This window comes from Kitasatospora sp. NPDC001527 (assembly GCF_040298605.1).
Lineage (GTDB): Bacteria > Actinomycetota > Actinomycetes > Streptomycetales > Streptomycetaceae > Kitasatospora.
This window is the reverse complement of sequence record NZ_JBEPAM010000006.1, coordinates 281,883-298,717: the sequence shown is the minus strand read 5'-3', so window position 1 is coordinate 298,717 and position 16,835 is coordinate 281,883. Positions and strand designations below refer to the sequence as shown.

Genomic DNA, 16,835 nt, shown 5'->3' with positions numbered 1-16,835 from the left:
GAGTGGGAAGTCGGGCCGGCCGACTTCCCACTCCGCACGCCACTCCCCGTGGCCCGGTCGGGGACCCCTGGAGGTGAATCACCCGTATCGGGATCCAAGCACATGAATCCCCTGAAATCCCCGACGCGCCGCCGACATGCGCGGCGCGTCCCGGCCCAGGCCCTAAACAGGAGTCCCGACCCGCTTTTCGACTCCTGGGAGACCGGATGACCATCGCCCCCGCCAAACTCTCCGACCCCACCGTGCGCGCCGCCGTCACCGCGATCAACGCGGGCAACCGGCAGGCCTTCGTCGACCTGCTCGCCCCGGACGCGACCATGGCCGACGACGGCTCCGAGCGCGACCTCCAGGACTGGATCGACCGGGAGATCTTCACCGTCCGCGGGCACATCGAGGTCCGCTCCGAGTCCGACGGCGGGCGGGCGCTGGTCGCCGACTACCGCAACGAGACCTGGGGCGAGATGCGCACCGCCTGGCGCTTCACCGTCGAGGACGGCCTGATCAGCCACTTCGAGACCGGCCAGGCCTGACCCGGGCCCCGCCCCTCAGGACACCCCGAGGCACTCCCGCACCGCCCGGATCAGCGTGCGGGAGCGGATGTCCCCGGTCACCCCGGGCTGCATGCCGTTGGTCACGTACCCGAACCCGATCCCCAGCTCCGGGTCGGCGAAGCCCAGCGAGCCGCCCCGGCCCGGGTGGCCGAAGCTCGCCGGCGAGGCCATCGGCGCGGTCGGGCTGTGCCGGAAGAAGCCCAGTCCGAACGTCGAGTTGACGATCAGCACCCGGTCCGGGCCGCTGACCGCCGGCCCGACCGCCCGGGCCAGCACCTCGGGCCCGAGCAGCGGCGGCAGCGTCCCGCCGCCGCTGCCGTGCCGGTCGGCCGCGCCGATCAGCGCCGCGTAGAACCGGGCCACCGAACGCGCCGTGCCGATCCCGCCCGCGCCGGGGATCTCGGCGGCCCGCACCGCCGGGTCGTTCAGGTCCACCCCGGGGCGCACCGAGGCGAACGCCCGGGCGGTCAGCGAGTCCGGGTTCTGGTAGGCGTCCCGCACCGACTGCTTGGCCCGCAGCCGCAGCCCGCTCGGGCCGGTCCGGGCGGCCACCGGGGCCGGCAGGTCGACCAGCCGGCCCACCCGGGGCGCGGCGCCGGCCGGCAGGCCGATCCACAGGTCCAGGCCGAGCGGCCGGGCGATCTCCTCGGCGAAGTACTGGCCCACGGTGCGCCCGCTCACCCGGCGCACCACCTCGCCGACCAGCCAGCCGAAGGTGTACGGGTGGTAGCCGTGCGCCGTGCCGGGCTCCCAGGCGGGCGCCTGCGCGGCCACCGCGGCCGCCGCCCGCTCCCAGGTGAGCACGTCCTCCAGCCGCAGCGGCACGTCCAGGGCGGGCACCCCGGCCTGGTGGGACAGCAGCCAGCGCACCGGCACCCCGCCCTTGCCGGCGGCCCCGAACTCCGGCCAGTAGGAGACCACCGGGGCGTCCAGGTCGAGCTGTCCGCGCTCGGCGAGCAGCAGCGCGGTGGTCGCGGTCAGGCCCTTGGTGACCGAGCGCAGCACCTGCGCGGTGTCCGCCGTCCAGGGCACGGCCGGCGCGGGCCGCCCGCCCACCTCGGGCCGGGCGTCACCGCCCCACAGGTCGACCACCTTGCGGCCGCGGACGTACAGCGCGAACGCCGCGCCGAGTTCCCCGTACTCCCGGAAGTTGCGCGCGAACGCCTCCCGCACCGGCTCGAAGCCCCCGGCCGTCTCGCCCCAGATCTCCGCCACCGCGTGCCGTCCTCGCCGTTCGCATGTCCATGAATCGCCCGGAAACCCTAACCTGTCGGTCATGACCGAGCCTGCGCAGACCGATCCCGCCGACGAACTGCTGGACGTCGTCGACGAGCACGACCGGGTGACCGGAACCGCCCCGCGCGGGGAGGTGTACCGGCGCGGGCTGCTGCACCGGTGCGTCTTCGTCCTGGTCCGCGACCCGGCCGGGCGGATCTTCGTCCACCGGCGCACCGACACCAAGCTCTTCGCCCCGGGCGCCCACGACATGTTCGTCGGCGGCGTGGTGGGCGCCGGCGAGACCTACGAGCAGGCCGCCGTCCGCGAGGCCGAGGAGGAACTGGGCGTCACCGGCATCACCCCCCGCCCGCTGTTCCGCTTCCTCTTCCGCGGCGACGGCCTCGCCTGGTGGTCCGACGTCCACGAGGCCGAGTGGGACGGCCCGGTGTCCCCCCAGAAGTCCGAGGTCGCCTGGCACGCCTGGCTCACCCCCGCCGAACTGGCCGAACGCCTCGACCACGACGAGTTCGTCCCCGACGGCCGCGAGGCCTACCGCCGCTACCTGGCCCACCACCCCGCCTGACCGGCGGATAGGGTGGCGCGCATGGCATCCCGCACGCCGTCGGCCCCCTCCTCCGCGTCCGCGCCGGTGCGCGGCGACCGTCCGGAGTCCGCCGGGCGGCAGCGCCGCCGGCTCAGTGTGGACGAGCGGCGCGAGCAGCTGATCGCCGTGGCGCTGGAGCTGTTCAGCCACCGGCCGCCGGAGGAGGTGTCGATCGACGACATCGCCGCCGCCGCGGGTGCCTCCCGGCCGCTGGTCTACCACTACTTCCCTGGCAAGCAGGCGATCTACGAGGAGTCGCTGCGCCGGGCCGGCCGGGAGCTGTCGGCCCGGTTCGAGGAACCGGCCGAGGGGCCGCTCTCCGAGCGCCTGTACCGGGTGATGGGCCGCTACCTGGACTTCGTGCAGAGCCACGGCCCCGGCTTCGCGGCGCTGCTGCGCGGCGGGTCGGTGACGGCCAGCACCAACACCTCGGCGGTGATCGACGAGGTCCGGCAGGCCGCGCACGACCAGATCCTCGGCCATCTGGCGCTGTCCTCGCCCAGCCCGGGGCTGCGGCTGGCCGTCCGGGCCTGGATCGCCAACGCCGAGATCACCTCGCTGGAGTGGCTGGCCGACCGCTCGGTTCCGCTGGCGGACCTGCAGCTGCACCTGGTGCAGGAGTTCGTGGCGGCGCTCACCCTGACCGCCGCCCGGGAGCCCGCGCTGGCCGCCGAGCTGGCCGGCTTCTTCGCCGACGAACGCCCGGACGGCCCGACCGGGCGGCTGGTGCGCGACCTCGCGGGCCTGCTGGCCGTCCCGGGCCTGGCCGGCGCGCTCACCACGCTGGCCGCCGCCCCCGGCCCCGCCGGGCAGGCCGCCGGCTGACGCCGGACGGCCGGTTCTGCCGCGTCGGCGGCCTCTGATAGGAATGTGCACGGATCCGACGGCCCGCCGGTCACCCCCGGGGCCGGGGTCCACGGACCACCGAACGCACAGCGAGCAGAGCGGGGGGCTCAACAGTTGACCCAGGACGGCCAGTTCAGCGCGGAGGCCAACCCCTTCGCGGCCGCGGAGCGGGTCTCCGCGACCCTCGGCAGCCTCACCGACGCCCTCCTCGGCGCCCGGACCTCGCGCCACCCCGCGGCCGCGCTGACCGGCCTGCGGGCCGCCGCGCACCCGGCCGCCGACGCCCTGTTCCACCTGCCGATGGCGCCCAACGGCCCGGTGCACACCGCCGTCGACCGGCTCGGCACCGTGGTCACCGCCGGCACCGCCCGCCCGGGCAGCGGCGCGGCGCTCGCGCCGCTGGTGACCGGTGCGCTGCTGTCCCGCTACGGCGCCGCCGGCCCGGTCCGCGGCGCGGCGGGCGGCTCCGCCGAGGCGCTCACCGCCGAGCGGTTCGAGCTGCCGGTGACCGGCGAGCCCGCCGACCCCAAGCTCCGCCCCGCGTTCGCCGCGCCGCTGGCCGCGCTGGCCGCCGGTCAGCAGACCCGTCAGCCGGTCGAACTGCCCACCGGCGCGGGCGCCGAGGTCCGCCTGGTCGTCCCGCCGGGCTTCCACACGCTCACCTCGCCGGACGGCCCGCCCGGCGTCTCCGCCCGGACGGTGCGCACCGGCCCGGTGGACGGCATCCCGGCCGGCCACGGGGCGGCCCCGGCCACCGTCGCGGCCGCCGCCGGACTGACCGCGCACCTGGCCGAGACCGCCGAGGAGCTGTTCAGCGGCGCCGGCCCGGCCGAGCGCCGCGACTTCGCGCTGATCGCCGCCGCCCTGGCGGACGCCGTCACCGCCTCCGGCACCGTCTACGCGGGCGTCGGCGCCTTCCACCTGGACGGCCGCCCGACCGAGGCGACCCTGGTCGTCTCGCTGGCCCGCCACCCGCTGCCGATCACCGGTCTCGCCACCGAACTGGCCACCGTGCGCCGGTACGCCGAGGTCTGGACGGTGCTGCTGCCCGCCGGACCGGCCGCCGTCCTGGTCGAGGGCCGCAGCGTCCCGGTGCCGGGCCCGCTGACCGCCGACGGGGCCCGCCGCTGGGCGGTCACCTCGGTGGTGCAGGCGTTCGTCCCGCTGCCGGACGGCGTCTCGGTGCTCTGCGTGCAGCTGAGCACCGCCCAGCCGCAGGACTGGGAGCTGTACACGGACGTCTTCGCCGAGCTGCTGAAGAGCGTGCAGTTCGGCTGGGACGGCGTGCTCGCCACCCCGGTCGCCCCGCCCGTGCCCGCCCCGCCCGCCCCGCCCACCGCTCCCCCGGCCCCGCCCGCGCCCGAGGCGGACGCCACGCCGGTGCGCGTCCCGCCGGCCGACTTCAACCCCTTCGCCCCGGTCGCCGACCCGACCCCGGCCCAGCCGATCCTGGTGCCGGACGACGCCGCGCAGGCGCCCACCCCGCCCAAGGGCACGCCGGTGACGGTCCCGCCGCCGGACTTCGACCCCTTCGGCATCATGGGCGGCGTCCCGGCCCCCGAACCGCAGACCCCCGAGAGCGACGAGCCGCCCAAGGGCACGCCCGTGATGGTGCCCCCGCCGGACTTCGACCCCTTCGGCATCATGGGCGGCGTCCCGGCCCCCGAACCCCTGCCCGCCGCCCCGCAGCCCGCGGCCGCCCCGGCCACCGACCCGTTCGGCACCGTGACCGCCGCGGACCGGGCCGGCGACCCGTTCGGCACCACCGTCCCGGCCCCCCGGCCCGCGGTCGTCCCCCCGCCGCCCAGCACCCCGCCGGCCGTCCCCGGGGACACCCCCGCCGCGGCCCCCGGCCCCGGCAAGGGCACTCCGGTGATGGTCCCGCCGCCGGACTTCAACCCCTTCGCCCCGCAGCCCGACGCCGAACCGGCCGCCCCGGCCGAGGCCGCGCCCGAGGCGGCCCCGGCCCGGGACCCCTTCGCCTGAGCCGAAGCCCGCGCCACCACCCCGGCCACACCACCGCACCGCGAACGCCCTGACGGCCCCGCTCGTCAGGGCGTTCGCCGTCCCCCGCCGCCATGTCCACGATCGGCAACTGGTACAGACCTATTGCCAGTTGACCGGTCCGCTCCCTACCCTCGGCACAGGATCCTCCGTGGCACCCCGACGGCCCGAGGATCCGTTCCGTGCCACCCCCATGGCCGGAGCACGCCGCTCCACGCACCTGACACCTCCCCACGGGTAACGGGGCGTCCGGTCCTGCCCGGGCCCCCAGGACAGGAGCCACATCCATGCGCAGACGTCGGATCAGCCTGCCGCTGCTCGCGGCCGGGACCCTGCTCGTCCCCCTGCTCGGCGCCGCCCTTCCGGCCACCCTGGCCCACGCCGCCGCGGGCGCCGCCGCCGAGGCCGCCGCCGGATCCGTGACCGCGACCCTGACCAAGGGCAGCGACTGGGGCAGCGGCTACGAGGGCAGCTACACCATCACCAACGGCTCCAGCGCCGCGGTCAACGGATGGACGCTGGAGTTCGACCTGCCCACCGGCAACACCGTCGCGGGCCTGTGGAACGCCTCCTACACCACCTCGGCCTCCCACGTCACGGTGAAGAACCCCGGCTGGGCCTCGACCCTGCCGGCCGGCGGCACCTACAACGTCGGCTTCAACATCGCCTACTCGGGCGCCTACCAGCCGCTGGCGAACTGCAAACTGAACGGCAAGCCGTGCGACGGCAGCGGCGACGACCTGACCCCGCCGAGCGTCCCGGGCGCCCTGAAGTCCGGCACCGTCACCCAGACCACGGCGGCCCTCTCCTGGACGGCCAGCACCGACAACGTCGGCGTCACCGGCTACGACGTGTTCCGGGACGGCACCAAGGTGGCCACCACCGACGGTGCCACCACCTCGGTCACCGTGCAGGGCCTGACCGGCGGCACCACCTACCAGTTCACCGTCCAGGCCTTCGACGCGGCGGGCAACCGCTCGGCGGCGGCCGGCCCGGTGAGCGTCACCACCCCGCCGCCGATCGAGGACAAGGAGGCGCCGACCACGCCCGGCACCCCGGTCGTCACCGGCTCGGACTCCAGCTCGGTCTCGCTGAGCTGGGCGGCCAGCACCGACAACATCGGCGTCACCGCCTACGACATCACCGCGAGCAACGGCGTCGTGACCACGGTCACCAGCCCCTCCGGCACCGTCGGCGGCCTGGCCCCGGACACCGAGTACACCTTCACCGTCAAGGCCCGCGACGCGGCCGGCAACGTCTCCCCGGTCTCCGGCCCGGTGACCGGCCGCACCAAGAAGGGCGGCACCGGCGGCGCGCTGAAGATCGGCTACTTCACCCAGTGGAGCATCTACGCCCGCGGCTACAGCGTGAAGCAGCTCGACACCTCCGGCTCGGCCGGCCGGCTCTCGGTGATCAACTACGCCTTCGCCAACATCCACCCGAGCACCAAGCAGTGCTTCATCACCAACAAGGCGGCCGGGCCGGACAACGACCCGAACGCGGGCGACGGCGCCGGTGACGCCTGGGCCGACTTCGGCCGGGGCTGGGACGCCGGTACCTCGGTGGCCGGCACCACCGACACCTGGGACCAGAAGCTGGCCGGCAACTTCAACCAGCTGAAGCAGCTCAAGGCCAAGTACCCCAACCTCAAGGTCCAGATCTCGCTGGGCGGCTGGTCGTACAGCAAGTGGTTCTCCGACGCGGCGGCCACCGACGCCTCCCGCAAGGCGCTGGTCAGCTCCTGCATCGACATGTACATCAAGGGCAACCTGCCGGTGATCGACGGCCGCGGCGGCGCGGGCAGCGCGGCCGGCATCTTCGACGGCATCGACCTCGACTGGGAGTGGCCGAACTCCGACGGGCACACCGGGAACATCTTCCGGCCCGCCGACAAGGCCAACTACACCCTGCTGGCCCAGGAGTTCCGCCGCCAGCTGGACGCCCTCGGCGCCACCACCGGCAAGCACTACACGCTGAGCGCCTTCCTCCCGGCCGACCCGGCCAAGGTCACCGCGGGCATCGACATCCCGGGCCTGTTCGGCGCCTTCGACTTCGCCACCATCCAGGGCTACGACTACCACGGCGGCTGGGAGATGGTCACCAACCAGCAGTCCGGCATCAAGGTCGCCGCCGGCGACCCGAACCCGCCGGCCCGCCAGTTCAGCTCCGAGGTCGCGATCGCCGCGTACGTGGACGGCGGCGCGCCGAAGAGCAAGCTCACCCTGGGCATCCCGTTCTACGGACGCGGCTGGACGGGCGTGCCGCGCGGCACCACCAACGGCCTCTTCCAGACCGCGACGGGCCCCGGCCCGGGCACCTACGAGGCGGGCTTCGAGGACTACAAGCGGCTCAAGGAGATGGCCACCAGCGGCGGTTACACCATCTACCGCGACCCGGTGGCCGGCCACTCCTACATCTACAACGGGAACGTCTTCTACACCTACGACGACCCGACCGAGATCGCCCGCAAGACCGCCTGGATCAAGTCCCAGGGGCTGGCCGGCGCGATGATCTGGGCCTTCGACGGCGACACGCCGAACGGTGAGCTGATGGCCGCGGTGGACAACGGCCTGAAGTAGCCCCGCCGGAAGGAACCCCCTCCACCACCTGGCCCGTCACGCGCTCACCGCGCGCGGCGGGCCAGGTGCACGGCGTCCGGCACGCCCCGGGCCACCGCGACCTCCCGCGTCGTCACATCCGTGAACCCGCCCGCCCGCAGCGCCTCCTCGAAGGCCGCGGAGGGCTGCGCGCTCCACACCGCCAGCACCCCGCCCGGCTCCAGCCGGTCCCGGAGCACCGCCAGCCCCTCCGGACCGTACAGCCCGGCGTTGCCGTCGGTGACCGTCCAGTCCGGGCCGTTGTCGATGTCCAGGCAGAGCGCGTGGTAGCGGGCGCCGTCGGCGCCGGCCAGGTACTCCAGCAGGTCGGTGTGCAGCACCTCGACGCGGGGGTCGTCCAGCGCGCCCGCCGAGAAGGCGGCCAGCGGGCCGCCGCGGTGCCAGTCGATGACCGCGCCCTCCCGCTCCACGACGGCGATCCGGCCCCAGCGCGGCTCGGCCGCCGCGTGCGCCAGCGAGAAGCCGACGCCGAGCCCGCCGATCAGCACCGAGGGGTGTGCCAGCGGCCCGGTCCGCTCCAGTTCGTCCAGCGCCGCCCCGACGAGCAGCCGTTCGGAGCGCCCGTCGGCGGTGTCCATCAGGAAGCAGCCGTTGGCGATGATCTCGTAGTGGCCCCCGCGCCGTCGCAGTGCCACCTCCCCGTAGGGGCCCTCGCGCCGGTCGAGCGTGACGACGGCCGCGGAGCCGTCCCGTCCGGGCAGTGCGGTGGACATGCGGTGGGTTCCTCTGCGGCACTCGGGGACACGGATGCGCAGGCCGGCCGAGGCGGCCGGCCCCACCGGCCGGCGGACCGGACCACCCGCCCGACAATAGCCCGAACCCGCGCAGGCCGCCCGGTGTTTACGTGGTGGCCAACACCCCGGCGTAGGAGACCCCGGCGACCACCACCCAGGAGCCGAGCCCGAGCAGCGCGATCCGCCCGCCGGTGCGCACCATGGTGGGCAGGTGGACGGCGCTGCCGAGCCCGAACAGCGCGGCGGCGAGCAGCAGTTCCTGGGCGTCCCCGGCGAGGGTCAGGGCCCGCTCGGGCAGCACCCCGGTGGTGCGCAGCGCAATCATGGCCAGGAACCCGGCGACGAACAGCGGCACCAGCGGCGGCCGCTTGCCGCCCGCGGGCGCGGTGCCGGCGCGCCGGTGCGAGCGCCGGGCGGCCACCGCGACCCCGGCGACCAGCGGCGCGAGCAGGACCACCCGCATCAGCTTGACCAGCACCGCCTCGCGCAGCGCGCCCGCCCCGCCGCTCTGCGCGGTGGCGACCACCTGCCCGACGTCGTGCACGCCGGCGCCGACCCAGCGGCCGAAGCCGCTCGCGTCCAGGCCGAGCGGGTGCTGGAGCAGCGGCAGGACGGCGATGGCCAGGGTGCCGCAGAGGGTGACCAGGGCGACGGAGGCGGCGACGTCCTCCTCCTCGCTGCCGGCGGCCTGGCTGACCGCGCCGATCGCCGAGGCGCCGCAGATCGAGTAGCCGGTGGCGATCAGCAGCGGCTGGTCGCCGGGCAGGCCCAGCCGGCGCCCGAGCCAGAGGGTGCCGGCGAAGGTGGCGGTGACCACCGCGAGCACCATGGCGACGGTGGCCCAGCCGAGGCCCAGCACGTCGTCGAGGCTCAGTTTGAGGCCGAGCAGCACGATGCCCAGGCGCATCAGCCGCTTGCCGGCGGTGGAGAGCCCGGGCCGGGCGACGCCGCGGACCACCGGCCGCAGACCGGGCAGGTGGGCGGCGGCGACGCCGAGCACCACGGCGGCGGTGAGCTCGGGCACGGCGGGGACGGCCTGGTGGACGGCGAGCGCGGCGGCGACGCCGAGCGCGGCGAGCAGCAGGCCGGGGGCGTCCCCGCCGAGCGGGGGCAGGGCGCGGGTGCGCGGACGGGCCGCGCGGTCCCGGAGGGTCAGTGCCATCCGGGGCTCACCGCTGGTCGCCGGCGGGCAGCCGGTAGACCCGCCGGATGCTGGTGCCGAGCCGGGAGACGTCGGCGCCGTAGACGTGGATGGAGATGGCGGTGGCGCCGCAGGCGTTGCGCACCAGGTGGATGTCGCCGGGCGGGGCGAAGGCGGCGACAGTGCCGGCCGGGCCGACCACGTGCTCGGTCTCGACCAGGCGTGCGGTGCGCCCGTCGGAGACCAGCCGGTAGCGGGTCTCGCTCTCCTGACCCTGGTGGACCCCGGCCACGCACCAGGAGACGTGGTCGTGGATCGGGGTGTGCTGGCCGGGCAGCCAGACCAGGGCGACGACGGAGAAGGAGCCGTCGCTCTCGGCGTGCAGGACGTGCTGGCGGTAGCGCTCGGGGTCGCCCTCGCGCTGGTCCGCGGTGAGCAGTTCGGCCTCGCCCAGGTGCGGGGCGAGCCGTTCGCCGACCAGGTAGGCGGTGAGCTCGGGGGGCAGGCCGCGGTCCACGACCGCGCGGATCTCGCCGACGAAGGCGGTCATGCGCTCGGTGAGCCGGCCGCTGCCGACCGTGGCTGACGTTGTCATGCCAGCAGGGTCGCCGTCGCCGACCCATCACGTCCAAGGAGGGTTCTTTCGCTCTCCCCCAACCACCGCTTATCGGTGTGCGGTGCTCAGCACCCCACCCGCGCCGCGGCGGCCTGCCGCAGGTGGTCCAGGACCAGCGCGGTCGCCGGGATCCGCCGGTGCTCGCGGAGCACGTACGCGCTGACCTGGCGGCGCAGGTGCGGCTCGACCGCCCGGCCGGTGACCTTGCGGTGGCACATGAAGGAGAGCACCAGGGCGGGCATCAGCGCGATCCCGACCCCGGCGGCGACCAGGCTCTGCACGGCGAGGTTGTCGTCGGTGGAGAACACGATGTCCGGGGCGAAGCCCTGCTCGGCGCAGACCTGCAGCAGGTTGGCCCGGCAGCGCGGGCAGCCGGCGATCCAGCGCTCGCCGTCGAGGTCGGCCAGCCGGACGGCGTGCCGGCGCCCGAGCGGGTGGCCGACCGGCAGCAGCACCGTCAGCAGGTCCTCCATCAGCGGGATCTCGTCGAGCCCGTCCGGCACCTCGGCGGGCGCACCCGGATAGCGGAAGGCCAGCGCGATGTCGCACTCCCCGCGCAGCAGGCGCTGCACCGAGTCCGGCGGCTCGGCCTCCAGGAGTTCGACCCGGACGCCGGGGTGCTCGGCGAGCAGCCGGGCCATCGCCTCCGGTATCAGGGTGGCGTTGGCGCTGGGGAAGGCGCAGACCCGCACGCGCCCGGCGCGCAGCCGGCCGAGGGCGGCGAGCTGCTGCTGGGCGGCGGAGAGGCTGCCGAGGATCTGCTCGGCGTGCCGGGCGAGCGCCTCGCCGGCCTCGGTGAGCCGCAGCCCGCGCCCGGCGCGGGTGAACAGCGGCAGGCCGACGGTGCGCTCCAGGGCCTTCATCTGCTGGGTGATGGCGGGCTGGGTGTAGCCGAGCTCGCGGGCAGCCGCCGAGTAGGAGCCCGCCCGGACGACCTCGTGGAAGGTCCTGATGTGCCGAGAGTCGAACACCGGCTCCACTGTCCCTCCGCCCGGCCGTCGTGCCACTGGTCCGGCAATCATAAGCAGAGTTTGGAGGTAACGATCCAGACCCCGGCCGCACCTATGGTTTACCCGGGAACCGTCCGTCCCTGCCGGGCGGGCCGGTCACTGCTGGGCGGACGGCGGCAGGCCCATCGACACCTCGGCCGGCGCCACCGGGGCCCCGCCGCGGGTGCTCGGACTGCGCCGGCTGCGCCGCTCCACCCAGTGGGCGAACCAGGAGAGCAGCAGACACATGCCGATGTAGATCGGCGCGATCACCATCACCACCGGGATGAACGGCAGGTCGTAGTCCAGGTTGGTGGCGATCAGCTTGCCGGCGTGCAGGAACTCCTCATAGGTGATCAGGAAGCCCAGCGAGGTGTCCTTGAGCGCCACCACCAGCTGGCTGATGATGGCCGGCAGCATCGCCCGGGCGGCCTGCGGCACCAGGACGTACGACATCACCTGGTACTTGCGCATGCCGAGCGCGAAGGCCGCCTCCCGCTGACCCTTGGGCACCGCCAGCACGCCGGCCCGGAACACCTCGGCGAGCACCGAGCCGTTGTAGAGCACCAGTCCCGTCACCAGCGCCCAGAGCGGGGCCACCTTGAGGGCGACGAAGACGAAGAAGATCATCACCAGCACCGGCATGGCCCGGAAGAACTCCACCACCAGGGTGGACAGCCAGCGCACCACCCGGTGGTCGGAGAGCCGCCCCACGGCGAACAGCGCGCCGAACGGCACCGCGAAGAGCACCGTCCAGCCGAACGCCTTGAGGGTGTTGGCGAGCCCGCGCAGCAGCAGGTCCTGGACGCCCTCGTACTGGAAGGCCGTCCACTTGGCCGCCGTGAACTGCTCGGTGTGGAAGAGCATGTAGACGATCCAGCCGATCAGCCCGGCGATCGCCAGCAGCGCGATCCCGCCGTACAACCGGTGCCGGGCGAGCGCCTTCGGGCCGGGGACGTCGTAGAGCGCCGAGGATTCCGCCGTCATCGCGACACCGCCGTCCGTCGTTCCAGCAGGTTGAACACGGCGCTGATGGCCAGGGTGATGATCAGATAGCCCACGGCGATCCAGACGAAGGTCCAGATGATGCTGTAGCCCAGCTCGTTGATGGTGCGGTAGGTGCCGAGCAGTTCGGTGACGCTGAACGACCCGGCGATCGCCGTGTTCTTCGCCAGGGCGATCATCACACTGCCGATCGGGGCGACCACCGAGCGGTACGCCTGCGGCAGCACCACCACACCCATCGTCTGGCCGAAGGTCATGCCCAGGCTGCGCGCCGCCTCGCCCTGGCCGACCGGCACGGTGTTGACGCCCGAGCGCATCGCCTCGCAGACGAACGCGGAGGTGTAGCAACCGAGCGCGAGCACCGCGAAGGTGAAGAACGGCAGGGTGATGTCGAACCGCGGCAGGCCCAGCACCACGATGAAGAACAGCAGGGTCAGCGGGGTGTTGCGCAGCAGGGTCACCCAGGCGGTGCCGAACACCCGCAGCGGCCGCACCGGCGAGACCCGGAAGCTCGCCATCAGCACCCCGATCACCAGCGACAGCACGGCGCTCACCGCGAACAGCGAGAGGGTGCCGAGGAAGCCTTCCCAGTAGGTCGACCAGTTGTCGGTCAGCGTCTTCACAGCCCGGCCCTTCCTCAGTACCGGTCGATCGGCGGCGGAACGGGTGCGGGCTCCCCGGACAGGCCGAGGGTCGCTTCGAACGCCTTCTTCCAGTCGCCGTTCTCCTCGTGGTGTGCCAGCGCGTCGTTGAGCGCGCCGCGCAGCACGGTGTCGTTCTTCGGCGTGCCGATCCCGTACGGCTCCTGGGAGAACAGCGGCCCGACCACCTTGAGCTCGTCCGGCACCTTGGCCGCGTAGCCCAGCAGGATGGTGTTGTCCGTGGTGACGGCGTCCACCTGGGAGGTGATCAGGTTGTCCACGCAGGCCGAGTAGGTGTCGTAGCCGATCAGATGCGCCTTCGGGTACTGCTTCTGGATCCGCTGGTACGGGGTGGAGCCGGCCGCCGAGCAGACCTTCTTGCCGTCCAGGTCCTCGGGGCCGTTGATGTCCTTGTTGTTCTTGCGCACCAGCAGGGACTGCCCCGCCATGAAGTACGGCCCGGCGAAGCCGACCAGCTTCTTGCGGTTGTCGTTGATGGTGTAGGTGCCGACGTAGTAGTCGACCTGGCCGTTCTGCAGCGCGGTCTCGCGGTTGGCGGAGGCGATGGTCTTGAACTCGATCCGGTCCGGGCCGAACCCGAGATCGGCGGCGACCATCTTGGCGATCTCGATGTCGAACCCGGAGTACTCCCCGGTCGCCGGGTTCTTCTGGCCCAGGTAGGGCTGGTCCTCCTTGGCGCCGACCACCAGGTGCCCGCGGTCGCGGGCGGCGTCCAGGGTCGGCGATCCGCTCACCGGAGTGCCGGCCGCCACCTGGTAGCTGGGCAGCGCGCTGGGCTGCGGCCCCTTGGGCGGCGGGGTGCCGGGCTTGCCGCAGCCGGCCAGCAGCAGGGCCGCGGCCGCGAGGGCGAGGGTCTTCTTCACGGGCCCGGCCTCAGTGCTTCAGGATCTTGGAGAGGAAGTCCCGGGCGCGTTCGCTCTCCGGGGCGCTGAAGAACTCCTCCGGGGCGCGGTCCTCGACGATCCGCCCGTCGGCCATGAAGACCACCCGGTTGGCGGAGGCGCGGGCGAAGCCCATCTCGTGGGTCACCACCACCATCGTCATGCCCTCGTGCGCCAGCCGGCGCATCACGTCCAGCACCTCGTTGATCATCTCGGGGTCGAGCGCCGAGGTCGGCTCGTCGAACAGCAGCGCCTTGGGGTCCATCGCCAGCGCCCGGGCGATCGCCACCCGCTGCTGCTGGCCGCCGGAGAGCTGGGCCGGGTACTTGTCCGCCTGGTCGGCCAGCCCGACCCGCTCCAGCAGCGCCCGGGACTTGGCGTCGGCCTCCGACCTGGACCGCCCGCGCACCTTCACCTGCGCCAGCGAGACGTTCTGCAGCACGGTCTTGTGCGCGAACAGGTTGAAGGACTGGAACACCATCCCGACCTCGGCGCGCAGCCGGGCCAGCCCCTTGCCCTCCTCGGGAAGGGGCCGGCCGTCGATCACGATGGAGCCCGACTCGACCGGCTCCAGCCGGTTGATGGCCCGGCAGAGCGTGGACTTCCCGGAGCCGGAGGGGCCGATCACCACCACGACCTCGCCCCGGCCGACGGTCAGCTCGATGTCCTGGAGGACGTGCAGCGCTCCGAAGTGCTTGTTGACGCCACGCAGCTCGATCAGCGGGGTGAAGCCGCCGGGGCCCGGCGCCGACGGCGGCTCGGCGGCGCCGCTCACCTGCCGCGCCGCCCCTTCAGCAGCCACCCGAGCGCCATCCCGGCGATCAGGGTGGCCAGCAGGGCGATCCAGAGCGGAGCGGTCACGGTGAACACCCAGAACTGGATCTTCACCTTGTCGAGGTTGGCGAAGAGGAACCACACCGCGAGGACGACGATGACGCCGATCCCGATGTAGCGGGTGGGGATCCCGCCGATCTCGCCGCGCTTGGTACCGGAGGAGTCCGAAATCTTGGTCACCAGAGCATTCTGATGCTCATTGGGAGCTTTTGCCCGGTTACGCGCCGGGAGTAACCCGTGCGGGCTGAACTCGCACCCGCGCGGATCGCTCCCCGTCGCCCCAGGTCAGCGCCGGTCGGCGCCGCCCACCCCGGGCAGGCGGCGCCCGTCCCGGTGCGGCCCGGGTCAGCGCTCGTCGCGCCAGGAGCGCCAGAGCGCCGCGTACGGGCCGCCGGCCGCCACCAGCTCGGGGTGGCTGCCGTACTCGCTGATCCGGCCGTCCTCCACCACCGCGATCACGTCCGCGTCGTGCGCGGTGTGCAGCCGGTGCGCGATGGCGATCACCGTCCGGCCCTCCAGCACCCGGGAGAGCGAACGCTCCAGGTGCCGGGCCGCCCGCGGGTCCAGCAGCGAGGTGGCCTCGTCCAGCACCAGGGTGTGCGGATCGGCCAGCACCAGCCGGGCCAGCGCCAGCTGCTGGGCCTGCGGCGGCGTCAGCGCCGTGCCGCCGGAGCCGACCTCGGTGTCCAGCCCGGCCGGCAGCGCGTCCACCCACGGCCCGGCGTCCACCGCGTCCAGCGCCCGGCGCAGCTCGGCGTCGTCCGCGCCCGGCGCTGCCAGCCGCAGGTTGTCGCGCAGCGTCCCCACGAAGACGTGGTGCTCCTGGTTGACCAGCGCCACCTCGGCGCGGACCCGCTCGGCCGGCATCCGCGACAGCGCCGCCCCGCCGAGCGTCACACTGCCCCGCCCGGGCGCGTAGATCCCGGCGAGCAGCCGGCCCAGGGTGGACTTGCCGGCCCCGGACGGACCGACCAGCGCCACCCGGCTGCCGGGGGTGACGTCCAGGCTGATGCCGTGCAGCACGTCGGCGCCCTCCCGGTAGCCGAAGCGCACGTCCCGCGCCTCGACCCGCCGCCCGCTCGGCCGGACCTCGTCGTCCCCCGGCACCTGCGGCACCTCGTGGACGCCGACCAGCCGGGCCAGCGAGGTCTGGCCGATCTGCAGCTCGTCGTACCAGCGCAGGATCAGGTCGACCGGGCCCAGCAGCGCCTGGGCGTACAGCACCCCGGTGGTCAGCTCGCCCACGGTGATCCAGCCGCGCAGCGCGAACAGCCCGCCCAGCACCAGCGGACCGAGCACGGCCAGCGTGTACGTCGCGTCGATGGCCGGGAACCACGCCGAGCGCAGCCAGAGCGTGTACCGCTCCCAGGCGATCCACTCCGCCAGCTTGCGGTCGGTCAGCCGGACCCGCTGCTCGCCCAGCCGCAGCGCCTCGACCGTCCGTCCGGCGTCCACCGTCTCGGCGAGCACGGAGTTCGCCGCCGCGTACCCCGCCGACTCGTTGCGGTAGGACTGCGGGGCACGCCGGAAGTACCAGCGCGAGGCGGGCAGCAGCACCGGCAGGCCGATCAGCGTGGTGAGCGCGAGCAGCGGCGAGGTGACCACCAGCGCGCCGAGCACCACCAGCAGCGAGACGATCGCCACGGCCAGCTCCGGCACCGCCTGGCGCACCGACTTGTCCAGCCGGTCGATGTCGGTGGTGCCCCGGGAGACCAGGTCGCCCGTGCCGGCCCGCTCCAGCACGCCGGTCGGCAGCGCCACCGAACGGACCAGGAAGTCCTCCCGCAGGTCGGCCAGCACCCGCTCGCCGAGCACCGCGCCGCGCAGCCGCGACCACCAGGTGAACGCGGACTGCACCGCCAGCGCGAGCAGGTACCAGGCCACCGCGACCGTGAGGGTGGACTCCGTGGTGCCGGTGGCCAGTGACTCGACGAGCCTGCCGAGCACCCACGGGCCGACCAGCCCGGCCAGGGTGGCCACCGCGTGCAGCCCGACCACCGCCGAGAAGGCGCCCCGGTGACGCCGGGCCAGCAGCCGCAGGTAGTCGCGCACGGCGGCCGGGGAGCCGACCGGCAGGGTGGTGGCCGGCCGCTGCTCCTGTTGGACGGGGGGCTTCATGTCTCACTCCTCGA

Annotated in this window: 16 protein-coding genes; 5 read left to right on the top strand and 11 right to left on the bottom strand. The window is 74.1% G+C overall.

The annotated features are described in order from the left end of the window. Positions 1-206: 206 nt before the first annotated feature. Positions 207-530, top strand: coding sequence for a nuclear transport factor 2-like protein (locus ABT238_RS09340; RefSeq protein WP_350563789.1), 324 nt, complete (start codon positions 207-209; stop codon positions 528-530). 15 nt (positions 531-545) lie between these two features. Here ABT238_RS09340 and ABT238_RS09335 read toward each other — a convergent pair whose 3' ends face one another. Continuing rightward, complete coding sequence (locus tag ABT238_RS09335; RefSeq protein WP_350563791.1) at positions 546-1,766, bottom strand: serine hydrolase domain-containing protein; 1,221 nt, start codon at positions 1,764-1,766, stop codon at positions 546-548. Positions 1,767-1,827: 61 nt separating this feature from the next. On the opposite strand from ABT238_RS09335, the gene ABT238_RS09330 reads away from it, so the two are divergent. From ABT238_RS09330 to ABT238_RS09315, 4 genes are all read left to right on the top strand, one after another. Continuing rightward, positions 1,828-2,352 (top strand): NUDIX hydrolase, encoded by a 525-nt coding sequence (locus ABT238_RS09330; protein WP_350563794.1) that lies wholly within the window; start codon positions 1,828-1,830, stop codon positions 2,350-2,352. A 21-nt stretch (positions 2,353-2,373) separates the two neighbouring features. Further along, positions 2,374-3,198: a TetR/AcrR family transcriptional regulator gene (locus tag ABT238_RS09325; protein WP_350756308.1), complete on the top strand. Its 825-nt coding sequence runs from the start codon at positions 2,374-2,376 to the stop codon at positions 3,196-3,198. 135 nt (positions 3,199-3,333) lie between these two features. Then, the gene (locus ABT238_RS09320) at positions 3,334-5,205 is read left to right on the top strand and encodes a hypothetical protein (RefSeq protein WP_350756306.1); all 1,872 of its coding nucleotides are present in this window, start codon (positions 3,334-3,336) and stop codon (positions 5,203-5,205) included. A 305-nt stretch (positions 5,206-5,510) separates the two neighbouring features. Further along, a complete protein-coding gene (locus ABT238_RS09315) occupies positions 5,511-7,802 on the top strand; it encodes a glycosyl hydrolase family 18 protein (RefSeq protein WP_350756304.1) in 2,292 nt (763 codons plus the stop codon). Between the two features lie 44 nt (positions 7,803-7,846). On the opposite strand, the gene ABT238_RS09310 is transcribed toward ABT238_RS09315, so the two are convergent. The 10 genes from ABT238_RS09310 to ABT238_RS09265 all read right to left on the bottom strand — a co-directional run bounded on the left by ABT238_RS09310 (position 7,847) and on the right by ABT238_RS09265 (position 16,821). Next, complete coding sequence (locus tag ABT238_RS09310) at positions 7,847-8,554, bottom strand: spermidine synthase family protein (protein WP_350563803.1); 708 nt, start codon at positions 8,552-8,554, stop codon at positions 7,847-7,849. Positions 8,555-8,681: 127 nt separating this feature from the next. Further along, complete coding sequence (locus tag ABT238_RS09305; RefSeq protein ID WP_350563805.1) at positions 8,682-9,737, bottom strand: YeiH family protein; 1,056 nt, start codon at positions 9,735-9,737, stop codon at positions 8,682-8,684. Positions 9,738-9,744: 7 nt separating this feature from the next. After that, on the bottom strand, positions 9,745-10,311 hold the full coding sequence (locus ABT238_RS09300; protein ID WP_350563808.1) for a cysteine dioxygenase family protein: 567 nt from the start codon (positions 10,309-10,311) through the stop codon (positions 9,745-9,747). Between the two features lie 86 nt (positions 10,312-10,397). Beyond that, positions 10,398-11,303: a LysR family transcriptional regulator gene (locus tag ABT238_RS09295; RefSeq protein WP_350563810.1), complete on the bottom strand. Its 906-nt coding sequence runs from the start codon at positions 11,301-11,303 to the stop codon at positions 10,398-10,400. A 135-nt stretch (positions 11,304-11,438) separates the two neighbouring features. After that, positions 11,439-12,308, bottom strand: coding sequence for an amino acid ABC transporter permease (locus tag ABT238_RS09290; protein ID WP_350563813.1), 870 nt, complete (start codon positions 12,306-12,308; stop codon positions 11,439-11,441). Beyond that, a complete protein-coding gene (locus ABT238_RS09285; protein ID WP_350563816.1) occupies positions 12,305-12,949 on the bottom strand; it encodes an amino acid ABC transporter permease in 645 nt (214 codons plus the stop codon). Before ABT238_RS09285 ends, ABT238_RS09290 begins: the two co-directional genes overlap by 4 nt. Positions 12,950-12,963: 14 nt before the next feature. Next, on the bottom strand, positions 12,964-13,851 hold the full coding sequence (locus ABT238_RS09280; RefSeq protein ID WP_350563819.1) for a glutamate ABC transporter substrate-binding protein: 888 nt from the start codon (positions 13,849-13,851) through the stop codon (positions 12,964-12,966). 10 nt (positions 13,852-13,861) lie between these two features. Beyond that, the gene (locus ABT238_RS09275) at positions 13,862-14,644 is read right to left on the bottom strand and encodes an amino acid ABC transporter ATP-binding protein (protein WP_350563821.1); all 783 of its coding nucleotides are present in this window, start codon (positions 14,642-14,644) and stop codon (positions 13,862-13,864) included. Beyond that, the gene (locus tag ABT238_RS09270) at positions 14,641-14,883 is read right to left on the bottom strand and encodes a lipopolysaccharide assembly protein LapA domain-containing protein (RefSeq protein ID WP_350563824.1); all 243 of its coding nucleotides are present in this window, start codon (positions 14,881-14,883) and stop codon (positions 14,641-14,643) included. Before ABT238_RS09270 ends, ABT238_RS09275 begins: the two co-directional genes overlap by 4 nt. 165 nt (positions 14,884-15,048) lie before the next feature. Next, positions 15,049-16,821: an ABC transporter ATP-binding protein gene (locus tag ABT238_RS09265; RefSeq protein WP_350563827.1), complete on the bottom strand. Its 1,773-nt coding sequence runs from the start codon at positions 16,819-16,821 to the stop codon at positions 15,049-15,051. Positions 16,822-16,835: the final 14 nt, after the last annotated feature.